A 21105-nucleotide genomic window follows, 5' to 3' on the forward strand; every position below is an offset into this window, starting at 1 on the left:
AGCTCACCGGATGGCCGTGCCGGTGCCGGACCTCGGGACGTTGCTGCGCGAGGGCCCGTTCGACGCGGCCCTGCGCGCGGCCATCCGCGCCCGCGGGCTGAGCCTCGACCGGCTCCGCGAGCACCTGCGCACCCGCGGCGTCTCGGTCACGACGGCGACGTTGAGCTACTGGCAGTCCGGCCGCAGCCGCCCCGAACGGCGCGACTCGCTTCGCGGGCTGCGGCAGCTCGAAGCCGTCCTCGAGGTGCCGGCCGGTTCGCTGGGCGCGCTGCTCGGCCCGCCTCGGTCGCGCCGCTGCGCGCCCGCCGAGATCGGCCGGTTCTGGCCGGACGGGCCGCGCATCGACGCCGCGGTGTCCGATGTGGACACGCGGTGGGACGAGCGGCTGACCCGGCTCAGCCAGCACGACGTCGTCGTGGTCGGGCCGGGCCGTGAGGAGCTGGAGATCCGGTCGCGGCAGGTGCTGCGGGCCGAGGCCGACGGCCCGGACCGCTGGGTGGTGATCCTGCACCTCGACGAGCACGACCGGCCGCTGCCGGAGCTGCGGTCCCTGCGGGGCTGCCACGCCGGCCGCAGCGTGCTCAAGCCCGAAGACGGCCTCCTCGTCGTCGAGCTGCTCTTCGGCAGGCCGTTGCTGCGCGGCGAAACGGTCATCACCGAACACACGCTGGTGAATCGCGCGCCGCACCCGGTCGCGACGAACTACGAACGGAAGTTCCGGCTCCCGGTCCGCGAATACGTGCTCGAAATCCGGTTCTCCCCGGAGGCGGTTCCGGCGGTGTGCCACCGGTTCGCCGAGCCCGGCGAAACCGCCGACGTCGTCCCGGAATCCGGTGCCGTGCACGGGGTCGCGCTGAACTTCGGCCCCGGTCGCTACGGTTTCGCGTGGGACTGGCCAGTTAACTGTTAAGGACTTGCGGATCTGCACCGCGGGCATTCCGGCGGCTTACCGTCTGCGCACTCCACTCGCCGATCCGAGGAGAACACGAATGCGCAGATTCGTTTCCGCCGTGAGCGCGGCCGCGCTGGCCGCGCTGGGACTGGGCGTCGCGCCCGCCGAAGCGGCACCGGACCACCCGGACGCCGAGGTGGCGGGCGTCGCCGCGGCGTTCGGGCTGTCCACCGGCCAGGCCCGGGACCAGCTCACCGCCCAGGACCGGGCGCACCGGCTGGCCGCGACCCTGCCCGCGCCGGTCCGGGCGCAGGCTGCGGGAGAGTGGTTCGACGCCGCGACCGGTCGGCTGACCCTCGCGGTCACGACTCCCGAAGCGGCCGAGGAGGCTCGTGCCGCGGGGGCGGCGGCCCAGGTCGTGACCCGGAGCCGGGCCGAGCTCGACCGCACCGCTTCGGCCGTCCGCGCCCTGGTCGGGGCCGGTGTTCCCGGCGTCTACGGCTGGGGTGTCGACGTCCGGGCCAACGAGGTTGGCGTGGACGTCGACCGGACGAAGAAGACGGCCGCGACCGAAAGCTTCCTTTCGCGCGCACGGGAACTCGGCGTCCGGATCACCGAGACGACGACGTCGCCGCGGCAGCAGTCGGGCACCATCCAGACCGGCAACCCGTGGTGGCCGGGCAGCGAGAGCAACTGCTCGGTCGGCTTCCCGGTGACCGACTCCGCCGGCGCGAAGCACTTCCTGACCGCCGGCCACTGCACGAACGACCGCGACCAGGCCGCGTACGGCGCTTCGGGACAGCAGAACCGGATCGGCACGTCGAACGTCGGCGGCACGCACAGCGTCAACGCCCGCGAAGGCGACATGGGTGTCGTCGCGGTGACGGAGGCCGGGTGGTCCCTGTCGGCGTCGGTGAACACCTGGGGCCGGCCGGCGATCACGCTGTCCGGCGCGGCCGAGGCGATGGTCGGTGACCGGGTCTGCCACTCCGGCAACACCTCGCACTGGCAGTGCGGCGAGGTCAAGTACACGCACAAGTCCGCCGACTACGGCGGCGGCCTGGTGATCGACGACCTGACCTGGACGACGGCGTGCTCCCTCGGCGGCGACTCCGGCGGCGGCTGGCTGCTCGGCGACAAGGCCACCGGCCTGCACGACGGCGGCCCGTCGCAGTGCGTCCAGAACCCCTCCGACGGTGACCTGTCGCTCTTCCAGCCGGTCGCCGAGGCGCTGGACAAGTGGCAGCTCACCCTGGTGACCGGCAGTGGCCCGGCGCCGGGCGGCCGGACGCTGACCAACGACACGGACTACCCGATCCGCGACTACCAGCAGGTGTTCAGCCCGGTCACGTCCACGCTGACCGGCCAGGCGGCGACGCCGCTTTCCGTCGCGGTGACGCTGCGGCACACGTGCGCCGAGGACCTCGGAGTCACCCTGCTCGACCCCGGCAGCAAGGCGTACCCGCTCAAGTACAGCGGCGGCAGCACGTGCACGGCGTGGAACGGCACCCGGACGTTCACGGTTCCGGCGTCCTCGCCGGCCGGCGGCCGCTGGCAGCTGCGCGTCACCGACTACGGTCCCGGCGACACCGGCACCCTGGACAGCTGGTCGATCACCCTGTGAGCGGCCGCGGGCCGGGTGCGTCCCGGCCCGCGGTGCCTCAGTCCAGGGGCAGGCTGAGCAGCGCGTTCTCGACCAGCTCCGGCATCGCCGGGTGGATCCAGTACTGCCCGCGGGCCATGCTCCGCGCGTCGAGGCCGAAGCTCATCGCCTGGATGAGCGGCTGGATCACCGACGACGCATGCGGGCCGATGATGTGCGCGCCGAGCAGCTGCCCGGTCGCCGGGTCGGCCAGGAGCTTCGCGAAGCCCGTGGTGTCCTCCATCGCCCAGCCGTAGGCGATCCCGGCGTAGTCCTGCTTCGAGACCACATAGGACACGCCGAGCTCGCGCGCCTTCTGCTCGGTGAGCCCGACCGAGGCCACCTGCGGGTGCGTGAACACCGCGTGCGGCACGAACCGGTGGTCGGCGGTGATCCGCTCGTCCGGGTGCAGCAGGTTGTGCTGCACCACGCGGGCTTCGTGGTTCGCGACGTGCTTGAGCTCGTGCGGCGACGACAGGTCGCCGAGGGCGTAGATGCCGTCGACCGCGGTCTGCTGGTAGTCGTCGACCACGACGTGTCCGCTGTCCATTGTGGTCACTCCGGTGGCGGCGACGTCGAGCAGGTCGGAGTTCGGCTTCCGGCCGGTGGCGATCAGCAGCACGTCGCCCTCGACGGTTTCGGCGCCCTGCGGTCCTTCGAGGTCCAGCGCGATGCCGGTGTCCGTCTTGCGGGCCCGCACGGTCTTGCGCTCGAGGCGGACGTCGAACCGCTCGGCGGCCAGCTCGGTGAAGCGGGCGCTGACGTCCTCGTCCTCCGAGCGCAGCAGCCGCCCGGAGCGGTTGACCAGCGTGACCTGCACGCCGAAGGAGGCGAAGACGTGCGCGAACTCGGCCGCGATGTACCCGCCGCCGAGGATGACGATGCGTCCGGGCAGCTCGTCGAGCCGCATCACGGTGTCGGAGGTGTGGTAGCCGACGTCGTCCAGGCCCGGGATGTCCGGGATGACCGGGCGGCCGCCCGCGGCGAGCACGAACTTGTCGGCGGTCAGCACCTCGTCGGGGCGCCCGTCGGCGAAGCCGACGGTCAGCTCCTTGTGGCCGGTGAAGCGGGCGGTGCCCTCGTAGACATCGACGTCCTTGTTGTCCTCGTGGTGGCGGCGGTATTCCGCGCCGCCTTCGGCGATCGGGTCGATCCGGCCGAAGATCCGGTCGCGGATGTCGCGCCAGCGCACGCCCTTCAGCTCTTCGTCGACGCCGTACTTGGCGCTGTGCGAAGGCGTGTACGCGACGTCGGCGGCGTACACGAACATCTTCGTCGGGATGCAGCCCACGTTCAGGCACGTGCCGCCGAAGGTGCCCTTCTCGACGATCGCCGTCTTCTGGCCGGCGAACCCGGGGCCGAGGATGGAGTTCCCCGATCCCGTCCCGACGATCACCAGGTCGTAGTGGGGCACTGCATCCTCCGCGGGGTCCGGTTCCGGTCGTTCCACCCTAGCCAACCGCGCTGCCGGAGCGGGTGTTCCCGGTTGTGCTTAACGTCGTATTACGTGGTCAGTGGCCGGTCGCGGTGAAGTGCATCCGGTCGGTCGGGCTGGTCCAGTTCCCGCCCCAGCTCCACCCGATCGCCGCGAACGCGCGCACGGTCGCGTCGCCGGGCAGGACCATGCCGGGCCGCTTGCGCGAGCGGTCGACGTACGCCGAGGCCAGCTCGGGCAGCACGAGGTCGCCCTGGGTGTAGGGGTTGCAGAACGGGTTGACGTCCACGGCGAGCCCGGAGGCGTGCGCCGACCAGGTCGTCTGCCCGCGGGCCGGGCGGCAGACGAACGCGCTGGTCGAGTTGCCGTCGCCGGTCGGCGGCGCGGTGAGCTCGGCCGGCGCGGTCACGCGCATCTCTTCGAGCGGGAAGCGGGCGGCGAACAGCTGCCCGAAGACCTTCGTGATCCCGGCCGCGCCACTGGCGTTGACCAGCATCTCGCCGGTGTGGGCGCGGCCGTCGAAACCCCAGAAGGACATCGTCAGGTAGCGGAGGTCGCCGGCCTTGACCGGGCAGGCGGGCTGCCAGGTGCTGCGCGCGAGGACGGCCGGGGGCACGGCGCTGATCGTCGACGCGTACGCGTCTCCGACGGGCGGCGGTAACAGGTCTTTTGTCGGAAGTGCCCGGTTCACCAGTTCGGGTGGCGTCGGCTCGACCTCGCCGAACCCGTCGGGGCGGCGGGGGAGCGGCCGGGCGCCCACCTGCCAGGGGACGGCGGGAGCGCTCGACGCCGACGGCGTTGTCGAGGGTGGGGCCGCGGTGCTGGTCCTCGAAGCCGGCGCTGGTGCTGGTGCAGGCGGGGGTGGCGGTGCCGCGTCCGGTGCGCACGCGCTCAGGACGAGGGCCAGTGCCGCCCACGCCGCCGCCGTCCGCCACATCCGGCCAGCTTGGCAGAAGCCCTCCGGGAGCGGAGACCACCCGTTCCAGTGACACCGTTTTGGGCCCCCTCGGCTTAGGGTATTGAGCGCACGTCGTTCACGCACCGGAGTTGTCCGGGTGCCGAGTGCTTTGCTCCGTGCTGCGTCGAAAAGGGGAAGTCCCATGTCCGTGAAGTCCCGCCGGTCCCTGCTGTTCGCGAGCGGCGCGCTCCTCGCGGTCGCCGCGGTCGCCGTGCCGGTCGTGGTGGGCACGGCGGCGGCGGACCAGGCTTCGGCCAACCAGCCGCGGATCGTGGGCGGCGAAAAGGCTTCGCTGCCGGACCACCCGTACGCGGTGTACCTGACCGACGCGGGCGGCAACCAGTTCTGCGGCGCGGTGATCGTGAGCTCCACTTCGGTCGCCACGGCGGCGCACTGCGCCAAGGCGGTGGCGAAGCAGGACATCCGCGTGGTGGCCGGCCGCGAGGACAAGCGCACGGCCGACGGCCAGGTCCTCGGCGTCTCGAAGGTGTGGGTCAGCCAGGGCTACACCGACCCGACGAAGGGCGGCGACATCGCCGTGCTCACCGTCCGCGGCCAGTTCGACTACCGGCCCGCGAAGCTGCCCGAAAGCGGCGACGCGGGGCTGTACGCGGCGGGCACCCAGGCGACGGTCCTCGGCTGGGGCCGCGTCGCCGACGGCGGCGCCCGCTCCGACTACCTGCGCAGCGCCGAGGTCCCGGTGGTCTCGGACAGCGAATGCCACGCCGACTACTCCGTCTACGACCAGCGGACGATGGTGTGCGCGGGTTACGCCGAGGGTGGCGTCGACGCCTGCCAGGGCGACTCGGGCGGCCCGCTCGTGGTCGGGGACACGCTGATCGGCATCGTCTCCTTCGGCGACGGCTGCGCGAAGGCGAACAGGCCGGGCGTCTACACGCGCGTCTCGACGTACGCCGAAGACGTCAAGACCCAGGCCAAGCCCCGCCTCCTCGGCTGAGCGTGCTAAGCAGGGGTATGCCGACCCTGCACGACGCGACCGGCCCGGAACTGACCGCGGTCCAGCTGCACGACATCCTCCGCCTGCGCATCGACGTGTTCGTCGTGGAGCAGAAGGCGGCGTACCCCGAGCTCGACGGCCGCGACCTGCTCCCCGACACCCGTCACCTGTGGTTCGAGGACGGCCAGGTCCTGGCGTACCTGCGCGTCCTGCTCGACCCGGGTGGCATCCGCCGCATCGGCCGGGTGGTGACGGCGGCGCACGCCCGCGGCGCCGGCCTGGCGGCCCGCCTGATGGAGGCGGCCCTGACGATCCCGGGCGAGTACGTCCTCGACGCCCAGACCTACGTCCAGGGCTTCTACGCCCGCTACGGCTTCATCGCCGAAGGCGCGGAGTACCTCGACGACGACGGAATCCCCCACATCAAAATGCGCCGCCGCCCCTGATGCCCCCGCAATCACGCGTGATGCCCCTCCAATCACGCGAGATACGCGCCCAATCACGCGAGTTCCGCCTTCAATCACGCGAGTTCCGCCTCGGATCACGCGCCCCGACCCTCCGGGTACGCGTGTCGTCCGCTTGGGTACGCGAGTCGTCCGCTTGGGTACGTGTGTCGTCCGCCTGGGTACGCGTGTCGTCCGTTCCGGTACGGCTCAGGCGAGCGCGCCGCGCGGGGCCGTCGCGGTGATCACCTTCACCGCGCGGTCCACATCGGACTCCGTGAGGTCGGCCCGTGCGGTCAGGCGCAGCCGCGAGATCCCGTCCGGCACCGACGGCGGCCGGAAGCACCCCACCCGGATGCCCTGCTCCGCGCACGCCGCGGCCCACGCCACCGCCGTCTCCGCGGACGGCGCCTGCACCGAGATCACGGCCGCGTCCGGCAGGCTCGCCTTCAACCCGTTCGCCTTCAACGACATCGCCAGGTTGCCCGCGTTCTCGACCACCTTCCCGGCGAGCCCCGGCTCCTCCTTCAACGCGTGCAACGCCGCCAACGCGGCCGCGGCGCTCGCGGGCGCCAGCGCGGTGTCGAAGATGAAGCTGCGTGCGGTGTCCACGAGGTGCTTGATCACCCGGCGCGGCCCCACCACCGCACCGCCCTGGGCGCCGAGGGACTTCGACAGCGTCAGCGTCGTGACGACGTCGGGCGCGCCCGAAAGCCCGGCCGCGTGCACCGCCCCGCGGCCGCCTTCGCCGAGGACGCCGAAGCCGTGCGCGTCGTCCACCAGCAGTGCCGCGCTGTGCGAACGGCAGATCCCCGCCAGCTCCTCCAGCGGCGCGAGGTCGCCGTCGACCGAAAACACCGAGTCGGTCACCACCAGCGCCCGCGGCTTGCGCCGGGTCGCCAGCGCGTGCTTGATCGCCGACGGCGTCGAGTGCGCCACGGCGGCGACGTCGGCCCGCGACAGCCGGCAGCCTTCGATCAGCGACGCGTGGATGTACTTGTCGGTGACGATCGCGGACTCGGCCCCGGACAGCGCCGTCACCGCGCCGAGGTTCGCGGCGAAGCCGGAGGAGAACACCAGCGCCGCCTGCGCGCCGCAGAACCGGGCGAGCTCCAGCTCCAGCTCGGTGTGCAGCTCGGTCGACCCGGTGACCAGCCGCGACCCGGTGGACCCGGCGCCCCAGCGCAGCGCGGCGGCCGCGGCGGCTCCGGCGACGCGCTTGTCGCGGGCCAGCCCGAGGTAGTCGTTGCCGGCCAGATCCAGCTCGTCGGCCTGCGCGGGACGCGGCCGCAGCTGCCGCACGAGCCCGGCGTTCGCCCGCTTCTCCGCCTCGGCGTCGAGCCAGTCGAAAACCTCTTCGGGCGGGAGCGTCGGCGGCGTAGTCACATCCCGCAGTCTCCCATCCGGGCTACGCGGTGCCGCCAAGCGGGCCTGGAAACGCCGGAAGCCCCGGACCGCGTGGTCCGGGGCTTCCGAAGGAGGAACTCAGCTGTCGTAGCCGCGACGCGGGCCACGGCTCGGGCGGCCGTAGCCACCGCCGTTGCCCGAGCGGGGCTGGCGGCCGCGGCCGCCGAAGCCGCCGGGACGGCCTTCGCGGTCGCCGCCGCGGTAACCACCACGCTCGCCGCCACGCTCGCCACCGCGGTCACGGTCGCCGTAGCTGCGCTCGCCGCGGAAGCCGCCGCGCTCGCCACCCCGGCTGCCGCCGCCGAAGCCACGGTCACCGCGGAAGCCACCGCCGCCGCCACGGCGCGGGTTCTCGCGCCGCCGCTCGACGACCGGCTCGCCGCTGGGCTCCTGGGCACCGGTGATGCGGGACAGCTCGGCGTCGCCCGGGCGGACCGTCGTCGACTCCGCGCGCACGCCGGCGCGGTCGGTCAGCCGGCGGACCATCCGGCGCTGGTCGTGCGTCGCCAGGGTGACGACCACACCGGACGCCCCGGCGCGGGCCGTGCGGCCGGCGCGGTGCAGGTAGTCCTTGTGGTCGGCCGCCGGGTCGACGTGCAGCACCAGCGAGATGTCGTCGACGTGGATGCCGCGCGCGGCGACGTCCGTGGCGACCAGCACCGGGGTGAGGCCGTCCTTGAAGTCGGCGAGGACGCGGTTGCGCTGGCCCTGGGTCTTGCCGCCGTGCAGCGCCGCCGCGTGCACGCCCTGCTCGCGCAGCCGCTCGGTGAGCCGGTCGACGTGGTGCTTGGTGCGCACGAACATGATCGTGCGGCCGTCGCGGGCGCCGATCTGCGTGATGACGTCCTGCTTGTCCTGGTGCGAGACCTGGAGCACGTGGTGGTCCATGGTCGTCACGCTCGCGGTCGACGGCGCGACCGAGTGCGTCACCGGGTCGGTCAGGTACTGCTTGACCAGGCGGTTGACGTCACCGTCGAGCGTCGCCGAGAACAGCAGCCGCTGCCCGCCCGGCGGGGTGAGATCGAGGATCTCGCGGACCTGCGGCATGAAGCCCATGTCCGCCATCTGGTCGGCCTCGTCGAGGGCGATGAAGTTGCAGTCGCCCAGGTGCGCGGTGCCCTGGCGGACGTGGTCCGACAGCCGGCCCGGCGTGGCGATCAGCAGGTCGACGCCGCGGGACAGCGCGTCCGCCTGGCGGGCGAAGGCCATGCCGCCGACGGCCGTGCGGCACCACAGGCCGAGCGCCTTGGCCAGCGGGGTCAGCGAGTCGGCGACCTGCATGGCCAGCTCGCGGGTCGGGACCAGGATCAGCGCGCGGGGGCGCTTCGGGCGGGCCTTGCCGCCGTCGAGCCGGGCCAGCATGGCCAGGCCGAAGGCGAGGGTCTTGCCGGAGCCGGTCTGGGCGCGGCCCAGCACGTCGCGGCCGGCCAGCGCGTCCGGGATGGTCGCGGACTGGATCGGGAAGGGCTGGTTGATGCCCGCCTCGGCGAGCGCGCGGAGCAGCGGCTCCGGCAGGCCCAGCTGGGCGAACGTCTTGGTGGCCACGGTCTCGACGGCGTCGTCGCGCAGCATGTCGCCGCCCGCAGGCCGCTGGCGCGGCTTGTGGTCGGGACGGCCCGCGCGGGCGGACGTCGAGGAGTGGCCGGAGTTGAACGTGACTGTCACAAATGCCTCTCGGACGTGGTTCGTCGCAAGGGAGGCCCGGGCTGCCCGCGCGCAGGCAGGGCAAGATGGTGTGCGATGGGCGTTCACAGGGACGGACCCGGCACACCGTGTCATCGCTTGCCGACACTGCGCGCCGCTTGGGTTACGGATCACCGCGAGCCATTCGGTGGCTCTGGAGGCGACGGACACCAACTCATCCACGCCGCCGGTTGCGGTCTGTGTTCACTGTACCCGAGGCGGAGCCGGTACTACGCATCGAGGTCACCGGTTGTGGGCGGCGTCGCAGGCGTGTTCCGCACCACAGCCGCGACGCCGCCCCGGAATCACTCGAGCCCGGCCGCCGAAACGAGCTCGGCCAGCAGTTCTCCGGTGTTCGTGACGTGCTCGCCGAGCCCGCGGCCGTGGAACCAGCCGGCCAGGTTTCGCACGTCCCGCGCCAGGAACTCGACGCCGCCGGGGTTGGCCACGACGTCGACGACCTGAGGCAGGTCGATCACCATCAGCCTGCCCCGGTGCACGAGCAGGTTGTACGCCGAGAGGTCGCCGTGCGCGAGCCCCTCGGAGGCGAGCAGCTCGAGCGCGGCGGTGGCCTGGAACCACAGGTCCGTCAGCTCGCCGGGGTCCGGGCGGACCTGGGCCAGCCGGGGCGCGGCCGTGCCGTCCTCCTCGCCGAGGAACTCGAGCAGCAGTTCCGTGCCCTCGCGCTGCACCGGGTAGGGCACCGGCGCGCCGAGCGTCCACAGGCGACTCAGCGCGGCGAACTCGGCCACCGCCCACTGTTCGGCGATGAGGTTGCGGCCGAACGCGCTGCGCTGCGCCATCGCCCGCATCTCGCGGGACCGGCGCATCCGCCGCCCCTCGAGGTAGCCCGCGTCGCGGTGGAACAGCTTGTGTTCGTCGCTGCGGTAGCGCTTCGCGGCGAGCAGCGTGCCCGGCGTGCCGGGCAGCCCGCGCCGCAGGAGGTGGACGTCGGCCTCCTTGCCGGTCTTGAGGACGCCGAGGTCGGTGTCGACCGCGGCGAGTTCGGTGACGACCCAGTCCGGCCGGGGGAGCGGGCCGTGTTCGGCGTCGTCCCAGGTGGACCAGCGGTCGGCACCATCGGGAAGCTGGTTTTCGGTGTAGGCGTCGTCGCGCAGCTTCGCGAGGCGGACGCGTTCGGCTTCGGTCAGCCGTCCGCTGCGGGTGGGTTCGGGTTCGTCGAAGCGTCCGCGCCGCGGGCTCTTGCGGAGGCGGGTGGGCTGGTCGTCGAACAGGTCGAAGTCTTCGAAGTCGTGCCGGCGCACTGGTGGGTTTCTCCTCGATCAGGGATGCCCCACCGGGCGCGGAATCAGCCTCGGGGGGCGGGTGGGTGAGGGCGCGAAAGGGCCCGGACAGTCATCACGACAGGCACCTCCCGTTCTCACGCACACCGGCTCCCGGCCGGCTCGCGTTCAGGGTGCCGGACCGGTCGGGCGCCGCGCAACCGGATTTTCCGCGGGGTCGCCGCGAACGGAGTATTTGTGACGTTTCCTTGAATTCGGCCCGCCGCCGTGGTCACGATTGACGGGCAGGCCGAACCGAGAGAGGCGGCAGATGGACAGTTACGACGTGGTGATCGTCGGCGGCGGGCACAACGGCCTGGTGGCGGCCGCGTACCTGGCGCGGGCGGGCCGGTCGGTGCTCGTGCTCGAACGGCGGGAGGAGACCGGTGGCGCCGCCGTCTCGTTCCGCGCGTTCGAGGGCGTGGACGTCCGGCTTTCGCGCTACTCGTACCTGATCAGCCTGCTGCCGAAGAAGATCGTGGCCGACCTCGGCCTCGACGTGGAGCTGCGGCGGCGCCGGATGTCGTCCTACACCCCGTCGGGCGGCTCGGGTCTCCTCGTCGACAACGACGACGCCGTCCGGACGGCGTCGTCGTTCCGCGCGGTCACCGGGTCCACTTCGGACTTCTCGGCCTGGCAACGGTTCTACGAGCTGACCGAGCGTGTCGCCGGGCGCGCGTTCGGGACGCTCACCGAGCCATTGTTGTCCGAAGTGGACTTCCGCGCCCGCATCGGCGACGCCGAGGCGTGGTCCCTGCTGTTCGAACGGCCGATCGGCGAAGCGCTCACGTCGTGGTTCGGCCACGACACGGTGCGCGGCGTGGTGCTCACCGACGCGCTGATCGGCACGTTCGCCCCGGCGGACGGCGAGGACCTCCGGCAGAACCGGTGCCTGCTCTACCACGTGATCGGCAACGGCACCGGCGACTGGGACGTCCCGGTCGGCGGCATGGGTGCGGTCACCCGTTCGCTCGCGGCGGTCGCCGCCGCGGCGGGCGCGCACCTGGTGACCGGCGCGGAAGTGCTCTCGGTCGACCCGGACGGCGAGGTGCGGTTCCGGCGCGCCGAAACCGAGCTCGTCGTCCGGGCCGGGCACGTCCTGGCGAACGTCGCACCGGCGACGCTCGCGCGGCTGCTGGGGGAGGAACCGGCGGAACGGCCGGAAGGCGCCCAGCTGAAGGTCAACATGGTGCTGAAGCGGCTGCCGAGGCTGCGCGACCCGGAGGTCGATCCGGCCGACGCGTTCGGAGGCACCTTCCACGTCAACGAAACCTTCACGCAGTTGGAGGCGGCGTACCGCGAGGCGGCGGCGGGCAGGATCCCCACGCTGCCGCCCTGCGAAATCTATTGCCACTCGTTGACGGATCCGTCGATCCTCGGCCCGGCCGAACGCGCGGCCGGCACGCACACGCTCACCCTGTTCGGCCTGCACATGCCGGCCCGCCTCTTCGAGGGGCGCAACGAAGAGGCCCGCGAAGCGGCGTTGCGCGCAACGCTGGCTTCGCTCGACAGCGTGCTGGCCGAGCCGATCGAGGACTGCCTGCTGACCGCGCCGGACGGCAGGCCCTGCGTGGAGGCCAAAACCCCGCTGGACCTGGAAGCCGAGCTGGGCCTGCCGGCGGGGCACATCTTCCACCGGGACCTGTCGTGGCCGTACGCGGAAGACCCGGCCCAGGCCGGTCGCTGGGGCGTCGAGACCGCCCACGAACGCATCCTGTTGTGCGGCGCGGGTGCCGCGAGAGGAGGTGGTGTCAGCGGCATCCCCGGCCACAACGCGGCGATGGCGGTGCTCGGCGCGGGGTGATCCACGCCGGGCCGCTGGTCCGGTCGTTCGCGCAGCTCGCGGCGGCCGCGTACCGGAACTGAGCGGCCGGCCGCGCCGAACGCGGTGGCCAGGTGAAAAACGAACGTTCATTCACTATGCTGGCCGCATGCACACCGCCAGCCGGACCGCCGAGCACGTCGCCTTCTTCCGCGCCCTGGAAACCCGGCGCCGCGACCGGCTCTTCGCCGACGACCACGCCATCCGGTTCCTGTCCGCCCGCTACCGCTGGCTCGTGCGGGCCGCCGCGGTCCCGCTCGTCGGGCAGGGCATCGCCCGGGTCATCGACCACCGCTACCCGGAGGGCCCCCGCACGTCCGCGGTCGCCCGCACCCGGCTGATCGACGACCTGCTCGCCGAGGCCCGGCCGGAGCAGGTGCTGCTGCTCGGCGCCGGCTACGACAGCCGGGCCCACCGCCTCCCCGAGATGCCGCCCACCTACGAGGTCGACCTTCCGGCCACCCAGCAGGCCAAGCGGCGGCGCATCGCCGACCGCCCGCACGTCCGCTACGTGCCCGTCGACCTCGGCGCCGAAAGCCTCGCCGCGGCCCTCGGCGGCTTCCCCGCGAAGCGCACCGCGGTCGTCTGGGAAGGCGTCACCAACTACCTCACCGAGCCGGCCGTCGACGCGACCTTCCGCGAGCTGACCGGGATCGTCGCGCGCGGCAGCACGGTCATCTTCACCTACGTCGACCGCTCGGCGCTCGGCGCCGACACCACCTGGCACCGGGAGGTCGGGAAGGTCGGCGAGCCGTGGACGTTCGGCCTGCACCCCGCCGACGTGCCCGGCTACCTCGCCGAACGGGGCCTGGAGCTGGAGGGTGACCTGTCCGCGAAGGAAGCCGCCGAGCGCTACCACCGCGACGAGCCCGCCGCGGGCTTCTACCGGATCGCCTGGGCGGTGGTCCGGTAATGCCCAAGGTCAGCGCGGAGCACCTGACGAACCGCCGCCGCCAGATCCTCGACGCCGCGGCCGGCTGCTTCGCCCGCAACGGTTTCCACCGCACGTCGATGCAGGACATCGTCAAGGAGTCCGGCCTGTCCGCCGGGCTGATCTACCGGTACTTCACCGGCAAGGAGGACATGATCCTGGCGATCGTCGCCGAATGGCACACGGACCGTTCGGCCGGGCTCGGTGCCGCGGACGACCCGCTCGCCGCCTATCTCGGCCTGCTGCGCGCCATCGCGGATCCGGCGGCCGCGCAGCAGCGGAACCTCGGGATGCAGGCCTGGGCCGAAACCGTCCGCGAACCCCGGATCCGCGCCCTCGCGCGCCAAGGCGTGGACGACCAGCTCGAGGCGTTCGGGGCGGTCGCCCCGGAACCCCTGATCCGCGTGCTCGTCGCCGTCTACCAGGGGCTGCTGCTGCAGGCGTCCTGGGACGACGGCTTGGACGTCGAGGCCTTCGTCGCCGTGGTCCGCGAGCTCGTGGATCAGACCACCGGCGCGCGGCGGACGTCGTAGAGGTCCCAGTCCAGCTGCCAGAACGCGTCGATGCCGTGCTCGCGGATGAACTTCCGCTCGGTGTCGTGCACCGGGTAGCAGCCCGCGATGCTGATCGGGGCGCCACCGATGTCGATCAGGGTGTACTGGTGCGCGTCGAGACCGGCCGGCGCCGAAACGGCGAACGCCGTCATCGACGACTCCGGCGCGATCGGCTGGCCGAAGTCGATCGTGTCGCCGTAGACGAACGGGCACGTGCCGCGCAGCTGCTCGGCCAGGTAACCGATGGCCAGCGCCCAGACCGGGTCGTCGGAGCGGACGCTGATCCACAGCTCCGGCCGCACGCCGTGCCAGTCCGGGTGGTCGGCCAGGGAGAGGCCGTAGGTCGCGCCGGTGAGGTAGCGCGGCTCGGGCTCGTCGGCGTAGACGAACGCGATGACGTCGTCGAGCCCGGGCTGCGTCGACGGGATGGGCTGCAGCCGGGGCGCGGCGGACCCGGTCAGGGTGTCGAGATGGGCGAGATACCGCTCGGCACGGCTCGGCATGGCGCGCAGCATACGGCCGGGCGGGCGCCGGCGTGGGTTATCCCGCTGGCCCGGGCGCGGCAAGATCGGGCAGGGTGGGGAGCATGCGAGTGCTCGTGATCGGCAGCGGAATCGGCGGCGCGGCGACGGCCTGGCACCTCGCGGGCCGCGGCGCGGAAGTGATCGTGGCGGACGCGGCCCGCCCGGGGACGGCGACCGAGGCCGGCGCCGGCATCGTCAGCCCCTGGGCCTCCCGCCGGGAGGACGCGGTGTACCCGCTCGCGGCGGCGGCCAGCCGGTACTACCGGGAATTCACCGCGGAGCTCGAAGGATCGTCGTTCGAGGTGGTCGGCGGAATGGTGGTCTCGGCCGACGACGCGGAGCTGGCGGAAGCGCACGAGCTGCTGACGTCGCGGGCGGCCGACGCGCCCGAGATCGGCGAGGTCCGGCGCCTCGACCCGGCGCAGGCCCGCGAGCTGTTCCCGGCACTGGCGCCCGGGTTGGGCGCGGTCCACCTGTCGGGCGCCGGCCGCGTCGACGGGCACGTGCTGCGCCGCGCCCTGCTGGCGGCGGCCGAACGCCGGGGCGCGAAGTTCACCGCGGGCGAGCTCGCCTTCCGCGCGGACGGCACGGTGGCGGGCCCGGACGGCCCGCTCGAAGCGGACAGCGTGGTGGTGGCGGCCGGCGCGTGGAGCCGCGAACTGCTGGCGCCGCTGGGGATCGACCTGCCGGTGACGCCGCACCGCGGCCAGATCAGCCACTTCGACCTGCCGGACACGGAAACGGCGGCCTGGCCGGTGGTCCTGCCCCGCGCCTCCAGCCACTACCTCCTGGCCTTCGGCGGCGGCCGGGTGGTGGCCGGGGCGACCCGCGAGGCGGAGTCGGGCTTCGACTACCGCGTCACGGCGGCCGGGCAGCGCGAGGTGCTGGAGAACGCGCTGGCGGTGGCCCCGGGCCTGGCGGACGCGACGCTCGCGGAGACCCGGGTCGGCTTCCGGCCGGGCACGCCGGACGGGCGCCCGGTGCTGGGCCTGATCAGGCCGGGCCTGGCGGTGGCGACGGGCTTCGGCGCGGGCGGGCTGACGAACGCGCCGTTCGCGGGAAAGCTGGTGGCGGCGGTGGCGTTGGGGGAGGACCCGGGCTTCGACCTGAGCCCGTTCGCGCCGGACCGGTTTTGAGGCCCCGTCAGCCCTCGGTGACCAGCTCCAGGGCGTGTTCGCCCGTGCGCTCGACCACCAGGCCCGCCTTGGTGATCACCTTCGCCAGCTGGTCCACAGTGGACGGCTCGGCGCGGGTGGCCGCCAGGACGTGGGCCAAGCGGCCCTTGTACGCCTTGTTGAAGTGGCTCACCGTCACGCGCTCGCCGCGGGCGTTCTCCGTCACCACGCGGACCGTCACCGCGTCCGGGCGCAGTTTTGCGAACGCCGAGTACGTTCCCGAGCGCAGGTCCACCACCAGGCCCTCCACCGCCTGCAGCACCGGCTCGAGGACCGGCTTCCACAGCCCGCGGACGGTGCCCAGCGCCGGCAGCGAGTTGCCGCCCGAGAGGCGGTACGCCGGGATCGGGTCGGTCGCCGACACCACGCCGAACAGCGACGATGTCACCGCCAGCCGCCGGTGGGCCTTCTCCAGGCCCGCCTTCGTGAAGCTCTTCACGTCCAGCGCGTCGTACAGGACGCCGGTGTAGCGGCGCAGCGCCGGCATCGTCGGGGACGTCCACAGCCGCGCGTTGCGCTCGACCTCGCCCGCCTGCCGCTCGGTGATGCCCAGTGCCGCGATGCTGGCCGGGACGTCGGCGGCCAGCTCGGCCAGTGCGTCGGCGAGCTTGGCGCGCGTCGGGTTGAGCTCGGGGAACGACAGCGCGCCCAGGTCGAGCGGGCCGCCGCGGCCGCCGTCGGCCTTGGTCTCGGATGGGGGGAGGAGCACCAGCACCCGCCGAGCCTAAATCGGGGTGCGGAGGCGCCGCCGCCCGGCCTAGCCTGCCGGGATGGACCTGACCTGGCGGCCGTTGACCCTCGGCGACGCTCCGGCCCTCGCCGGCCTGTACGCGGCGGCCGAAGCAGTCGACCGCACGGGTGACCACTTCAGCGCGGACGACCTCCGCGAGGAACTGGAAGGCCCCAACGTCGACCTGGCCCGCGCGACCGTCGGCGCCTGGGCGGGCGAGGAGCTCGTGGGCTACGGCCTGGTCCGCCGCCGCGACGCCGCCGACCCCGTGCACATGATCCGGCTCCAGTCGGTCGTGCACCCGGAGCACCGCGACGACGCCGTCGGCACTCACCTGGTCGAGTGGTTCGCGCGCACGAGCCGCGAGGTCCACGAGCGCGTCTTCCCGGGCGCACCGCTCGAACTGCACCACGGCAGCCACCAGAACGAGCGCTGGATCGCCGGCGTCCTCACCCGGGCGGGCTACACGCACGGCCGGACGATGGTCAACATGCGCGTCGGCCTCGCCGACCTGCCGGAACAGCCCCCGCTGCCGGACGGCTTCGAGGCGGTGCCCTTCGGCTTCGAGCACGACCTCGCCGCGCTCGACGCCCGCAACGACACCTTCGCCGGCCACTGGGGCAGCACGGTCTACGAGCCCGACGCCTGGCGCCACCTGGTCACCGGTTCGAAGGACTTCCGGCCGGAGCTGTCGTTCCTCGTCCTGGACGGCGAAAAGGTGCAGGCGTTCGTGCTGAGCCACCACTACGCGTCCGAAACCGAGGCGACGGGCATCCGCGAGCACTACGCCACCTGGGTGGGAACGAGGGCGGCGCTGCGCGGCCGCGGCGTGGCGTCCGGGTTGCTGGGGCACACGCTCCTGGCGGCGAAGAACGCGGGATTCGACCGGTCCGCCCTCAACGTCGACGTCGACAATGCGCACCGCGCGCTGGGTGTTTACGAACGGTGCGGATACCGCGTCGACGACGAATGGCACGTGTACGTGCTGTCCTGAAAATGGGACGCCCCACCGCCGATCGGGGAATGGACGGCATTCGTACCATCACGACATGAAGCCGACTTCCACCTCGCCTGGTTCGAGGGCATTGGCCGCTTCGCTGCGCGAAGTGCGGGTAGCGCGGGGAAAAGGGCTGCGCGAACTCGCCCGGATGGTCCGGATTCTGCCGCAGTTGTTGTCGGCGTGGGAAAAGGGACAACGGGTGCCGCAGCCGGAGGACGTGGCCAGGTTGCTCGGCGCGCTCCGGGTCGACGACGTGACGTATGACCGCATGATGCGCCTGGCCAGGCACGCCCGCGAAGACAACTGGCTGGATTCGAACCCGTCGGACCTGCCGCCCGCACTGAGCGGGATCGTGGAGTACGAGCGCACCGCCACCCGCATCACGAACTGGGAGCTCGCGATCGTGCCCGGCCTCCTGCAGACACCCGACTATGCGCGGGCGATCCTGACCAATTCGGAGATCGATCTGCCGCAAGCGGATGCCAGGCTGGTTGCGCGGTTGAACCGGCAGGAAATTCTCCAGAGGCCGGACCCGGTCCGGCTCGCTGCTTTGGTGGGCGAAATCGCGATCCGCGAAGAAATCGGCAGTGCCGAGGTGATGTCGGACCAGATGGATCATCTGCTGGCGATGATGAGGCGGCCGAACATCTCGCTCCGGATCGTGCCTGCGAACATCGGCTATCACCCTGGGCTGAACGGATCCTTCATCCTGTACGAATTCGGTTCCCTGCCGCCCATCGTGCACCTGGAGAACTCGCACGCCACCGCGTTCCTCAACGAGGATGATGTCGTCGGAAGCTACCGGAAACAGGCTAAGCTGTTGGCTGGCAAGGCACTGAGTGAAGACGACACCCGAGCCATGCTTCGGGAGGTCGCGCGATAGCCCGGGAGGCCTCGGCGTGATGAACATGGTTTGGCGCAAGTCGAGCTACAGCGGCGGTCAATCCAACTGCGTCGAGGTGAAGCTCGATCGCTCGGTCGGCATCCGGGACACGAAGGCCCGGGAGCGGGGCGAGCTGACCGTCTCCCGTGCCGCGTGGGCCGCCGCCGTCAGCTCTCTACGAGGTTGAGCAGCTCCTCACCCTCCAAGTACCTCCGCACCTGCTCCGCCGCGAGCTTCTTCGCGCGCGGATAAAACGACGCCGACCCGCCCGCGATGTGCGGGGTGATGACCACCCCCGGCACCGTCCACAGTGGATGGTCTGCGGGCAGTGGCTCCGGGTCGACGACGTCGAGTCCCGCGCGCAGGCGTCCGGTGCGGGTCTCCGCCAGGAGGGCGTCCGTGTCGATCGCCGTGCCGCGGCCGACGTTGATCACCAGGGCGTCGTCGGGCAGCGCCGCCAGCTCGCCGTCGCCGATGAGGCCCCGCGTTGCCGGGGTGTCGGGCAGGATCAGCACGACGATGTCGGCCTCGGGCAGCAGCGCGGGCAGCTCGGCGACGCCGTGGACGCCTTCGGCCGGGCGCGGGCGGCTCGCCACCCTCGTCACCACGGCCTCGGCGGCGACCAGCTGGCGTTCGACGGCCTGCCCGATCGAGCCGTACCCGACCAGGAGCACCCGGCTGTCGGCCAGCGACCGCGTGTGCTCACGGACCCACGCGCCGCGCGCCTGCTGCGCGAACCAGCGCGGCAGGTCCCGCTGCGCCGCGTGGATGAGCGCGAGCGCGTGCTCGGCGACGCTCAGGTCGTGCAGCCCGCGCCCGTTGGCCAGCCGGACGCCTTCGGGTAGCAGCGGCACGAGCGCTTCGACGCCGGCCGACAGCGACTGCACGACCCGCAGCGACGGCAGCTGCCTGATCAGCTTCGGCGGCTCCGGCCCGCGGTCGTAGGGCAGCACGTAGAACTCGACTTCGCCGAGCTCGGCCGGGGGCGCGCCGACGCCGTCGTAGTAGGCGACACCGACCCCTTCCGGCACGTCGATGTCGGTCCACGGCAGCAGTACGCGAGCACTCATGCCGCCTTTCTACCGCTAGTGCACCGCCGCGGCCGCGTGGGGCGACGGTGGTCACCTCGAGGTGGCCGCGAACGACGAATCCCCACGATCCCTTTGCCGTGTGACACGAATTCCGTGCTCGGAATCCGGCAATTTTCCATATTCGCCGAATGCGGAAAAAACTGATACGCAGCGAAGCCGCGGAACGATATCGAGTGCGTGCGGGTCCGCGGAGCCGCACGCGCAGTTGCCGGCGGTGGGTCGGGAGGGCCTGTGACCGTTTCCCAGTTTCGTCTGTTCGTCCGGGTTGCTCCGTGGCTGCTCATGGCCCTCGCGGCCGCGACGGCCGTCCGGATCGGACTGTCGGTGGACCAGGGGCTCGCCGCCCTTTCCGACACCCGGATCTACCACGCCGGCGTGCTCGCCTGGCTGGACGGAAAAGACCTCTACAACATCGTGCTCTCGACCGAGGCGCATCCGGGGACCTACACGTACCCGCCGTTTTCCCTGCTGCCGTTCGGGCTGGTGCTGGGCTGGTACCGGCTGGGCGCGTTCGTGTTCACCGCGGGCACCGCCGCGGCACTGTTCCACATCCACCTGCTCGTCCTGGCCCGGACGCGCCCGGCGCTGCCGCACCGGCCCCTGATCGCCGCCGTCGGGACCGTCGGCGCGCTGCAGCTCGAGCCGCTGATCCACACGCTCTACTGGGGCCAGGTCAACGTCTTCCTGCTGTGGCTCGTCGCGCTCGACTGCCTGCACCGCAACCCCCGCTGGCCACGCGGCGTGCTCGTCGGCATCGCGGCCGGGATCAAGCTGACGCCGCTGGTGTTCGTGCTGTTCTTCCTGTTCGGCAAGCAGGTCCGCCCCGCATTGGTCGCCGTCGCGAGCTTCGCCGCCTGCACCGGCCTGGCCTGGGCGGTGGCACCACACGAGTCGGCGTTCTACTGGACGCGGGCGGTGTGGGACCCGGCGCGGATCGGCAACGTCGCCCTGCCCGGCAACCAGTCCTTGCGCGGCTTCGCGGCCCGGCTGGTCCCGCCGCCGGACACCCTGCTGCTGTGGGCGGCACTGGTCGCGGCGGCGGTCGCACTCGCCGCTGTGGTCGTCCTCCGCTTCCGGCGGGCCGGCAGCGACGTACCCGCCTGGCTGGCGACGGCCGCGCTCGGCACGCTGGTTTCGCCGATGTCGTGGACGCACCACTGGGTGTGGTTCGCCCCGCTGCTCGTGGCCGCGGCGGTGTGGGCGGGCCGGGTGCCGTGGGCGGCGGTGCCGGCCCTGGCCGTCGTCGGCGCGGTGGCCGTGTTCGCCCCGGCGGAGCTGTTCCCGGCGAGCCCGGGTGCGCCGTGGTGGACGCACGTGCTCGGGGAGAGTTACGTGGTCACCGGTTTCCTGGTGCTCTTGGCGTTCGCGGTGCTGCCGCGCCGGCTGCTGCCGCGCGGGCAACCGGTGCCGGCCGCACCGGACGCCTCCGGGTGGACGGAAACCGGAGACCACCGACCCGCCGAGCCGGTCCCAACCGGGCACGGCGGAACCTGACAGCCGCGCCCGGCGCCGTTCCCACCGCCCCAGGTCACTCGGTCCGGCGGCCTGCCCGGTCGGGCTTGCCGGGTGGGTGGCGGTGTTGCCGGGTGTGGTTGGGTCGCTGGCTCGGTCGGCCTTGTCCGGCTCGGGTGCCGTTGTCGCCGGGTGTGGTTGGGTCGCTGGCTCGGTCGGCCTGTCCGGCTCGGGTGTGGTTG

20 protein-coding genes are annotated in these 21105 nt (G+C 72.5%); 12 read left to right on the forward strand and 8 right to left on the reverse strand.

What is annotated here, in order from left to right:
* The first annotated feature begins 10 nt into the window (after positions 1-10).
* Positions 11-910 carry an XRE family transcriptional regulator gene (locus ACWEGE_RS28015; protein WP_449663426.1) on the forward strand — a complete coding sequence of 300 codons (900 nt, stop codon included), beginning with the start codon at positions 11-13 and terminating at the stop codon, positions 908-910.
* Between the two features lie 79 nt (positions 911-989).
* Positions 990-2516 (forward strand): proprotein convertase P-domain-containing protein, encoded by a 1527-nt coding sequence (locus tag ACWEGE_RS28020; protein WP_449663427.1) that lies wholly within the window; start codon positions 990-992, stop codon positions 2514-2516.
* A 37-nt stretch (positions 2517-2553) separates the two neighbouring features.
* Here ACWEGE_RS28020 and ACWEGE_RS28025 read toward each other — a convergent pair whose 3' ends face one another.
* Both ACWEGE_RS28025 and ACWEGE_RS28030 read right to left on the reverse strand, forming a co-directional pair.
* Positions 2554-3948 (reverse strand): mycothione reductase, encoded by a 1395-nt coding sequence (locus tag ACWEGE_RS28025; RefSeq protein ID WP_449663428.1) that lies wholly within the window; start codon positions 3946-3948, stop codon positions 2554-2556.
* 97 nt (positions 3949-4045) lie between these two features.
* On the reverse strand, positions 4046-4585 hold the full coding sequence (locus ACWEGE_RS28030) for a M15 family metallopeptidase (protein ID WP_449663429.1): 540 nt from the start codon (positions 4583-4585) through the stop codon (positions 4046-4048).
* 484 nt (positions 4586-5069) lie between these two features.
* On the opposite strand from ACWEGE_RS28030, the gene ACWEGE_RS28035 reads away from it, so the two are divergent.
* Positions 5070-5885: a S1 family peptidase gene (locus ACWEGE_RS28035; protein WP_449663430.1), complete on the forward strand. Its 816-nt coding sequence runs from the start codon at positions 5070-5072 to the stop codon at positions 5883-5885.
* 17 nt (positions 5886-5902) lie between these two features.
* Entirely contained in the window at positions 5903-6331 is a 429-nt protein-coding gene (locus ACWEGE_RS28040; RefSeq protein ID WP_449663431.1) for a GNAT family N-acetyltransferase, read from the forward strand.
* Between the two features lie 207 nt (positions 6332-6538).
* On the opposite strand, the gene ACWEGE_RS28045 is transcribed toward ACWEGE_RS28040, so the two are convergent.
* From ACWEGE_RS28045 to ACWEGE_RS28055, 3 genes are all read right to left on the reverse strand, one after another.
* A complete protein-coding gene (locus ACWEGE_RS28045) occupies positions 6539-7714 on the reverse strand; it encodes an 8-amino-7-oxononanoate synthase (RefSeq protein ID WP_449663432.1) in 1176 nt (391 codons plus the stop codon).
* 99 nt (positions 7715-7813) lie between these two features.
* On the reverse strand, positions 7814-9400 hold the full coding sequence (locus tag ACWEGE_RS28050) for a DEAD/DEAH box helicase (protein WP_449663433.1): 1587 nt from the start codon (positions 9398-9400) through the stop codon (positions 7814-7816).
* Positions 9401-9723: 323 nt separating this feature from the next.
* A complete protein-coding gene (locus tag ACWEGE_RS28055; RefSeq protein WP_449663434.1) occupies positions 9724-10683 on the reverse strand; it encodes an RIO1 family regulatory kinase/ATPase domain-containing protein in 960 nt (319 codons plus the stop codon).
* 289 nt (positions 10684-10972) lie between these two features.
* Between ACWEGE_RS28055 and ACWEGE_RS28060 the strand changes: the two genes are divergently transcribed.
* The 3 genes from ACWEGE_RS28060 (at position 10973) to ACWEGE_RS28070 (ending at position 13987) form a co-directional block, all read left to right on the forward strand.
* The gene (locus tag ACWEGE_RS28060; protein ID WP_449663435.1) at positions 10973-12505 is read left to right on the forward strand and encodes a phytoene desaturase family protein; all 1533 of its coding nucleotides are present in this window, start codon (positions 10973-10975) and stop codon (positions 12503-12505) included.
* A 127-nt stretch (positions 12506-12632) separates the two neighbouring features.
* Entirely contained in the window at positions 12633-13436 is an 804-nt protein-coding gene (locus tag ACWEGE_RS28065) for a class I SAM-dependent methyltransferase (protein WP_449663436.1), read from the forward strand.
* On the forward strand, positions 13436-13987 hold the full coding sequence (locus ACWEGE_RS28070; protein ID WP_449663437.1) for a TetR/AcrR family transcriptional regulator: 552 nt from the start codon (positions 13436-13438) through the stop codon (positions 13985-13987). The genes ACWEGE_RS28065 and ACWEGE_RS28070 overlap by 1 nt, the downstream gene beginning before the upstream one ends.
* On the opposite strand, the gene ACWEGE_RS28075 is transcribed toward ACWEGE_RS28070, so the two are convergent.
* Positions 13957-14511, reverse strand: coding sequence for a suppressor of fused domain protein (locus ACWEGE_RS28075; protein WP_449663438.1), 555 nt, complete (start codon positions 14509-14511; stop codon positions 13957-13959). The genes ACWEGE_RS28070 and ACWEGE_RS28075 overlap by 31 nt on opposite strands.
* A gap of 83 nt (positions 14512-14594) precedes the next feature.
* On the opposite strand from ACWEGE_RS28075, the gene ACWEGE_RS28080 reads away from it, so the two are divergent.
* Positions 14595-15668 (forward strand): NAD(P)/FAD-dependent oxidoreductase, encoded by a 1074-nt coding sequence (locus ACWEGE_RS28080; protein ID WP_449663439.1) that lies wholly within the window; start codon positions 14595-14597, stop codon positions 15666-15668.
* Positions 15669-15675: 7 nt separating this feature from the next.
* Here ACWEGE_RS28080 and yaaA read toward each other — a convergent pair whose 3' ends face one another.
* Positions 15676-16422, reverse strand: coding sequence for a peroxide stress protein YaaA (yaaA, locus tag ACWEGE_RS28085; protein ID WP_449663440.1), 747 nt, complete (start codon positions 16420-16422; stop codon positions 15676-15678).
* Between the two features lie 55 nt (positions 16423-16477).
* Here yaaA and ACWEGE_RS28090 point away from each other — a divergent pair, with 55 nt between their 5' ends.
* The 3 genes from ACWEGE_RS28090 to ACWEGE_RS28100 are packed head-to-tail and all read left to right on the forward strand — an operon-like array spanning position 16478 to position 18507.
* Positions 16478-17431: a GNAT family N-acetyltransferase gene (locus tag ACWEGE_RS28090; RefSeq protein WP_449663441.1), complete on the forward strand. Its 954-nt coding sequence runs from the start codon at positions 16478-16480 to the stop codon at positions 17429-17431.
* Between the two features lie 55 nt (positions 17432-17486).
* Positions 17487-18320, forward strand: coding sequence for a helix-turn-helix domain-containing protein (locus ACWEGE_RS28095; protein WP_449663442.1), 834 nt, complete (start codon positions 17487-17489; stop codon positions 18318-18320).
* A gap of 19 nt (positions 18321-18339) precedes the next feature.
* Positions 18340-18507: a DUF397 domain-containing protein gene (locus tag ACWEGE_RS28100; RefSeq protein ID WP_449663505.1), complete on the forward strand. Its 168-nt coding sequence runs from the start codon at positions 18340-18342 to the stop codon at positions 18505-18507.
* On the opposite strand, the gene ACWEGE_RS28105 is transcribed toward ACWEGE_RS28100, so the two are convergent.
* On the reverse strand, positions 18488-19390 hold the full coding sequence (locus ACWEGE_RS28105) for a 2-hydroxyacid dehydrogenase (RefSeq protein ID WP_449663443.1): 903 nt from the start codon (positions 19388-19390) through the stop codon (positions 18488-18490). The genes ACWEGE_RS28100 and ACWEGE_RS28105 overlap by 20 nt on opposite strands.
* Before the next feature lie 252 nt (positions 19391-19642).
* Here ACWEGE_RS28105 and ACWEGE_RS28110 point away from each other — a divergent pair, with 252 nt between their 5' ends.
* Positions 19643-20905, forward strand: coding sequence for a glycosyltransferase 87 family protein (locus tag ACWEGE_RS28110; protein WP_449663444.1), 1263 nt, complete (start codon positions 19643-19645; stop codon positions 20903-20905).
* Positions 20906-21105: the final 200 nt, after the last annotated feature.

The sequence above is a fragment of the Amycolatopsis sp. NPDC004747 genome, assembly GCF_053601335.1.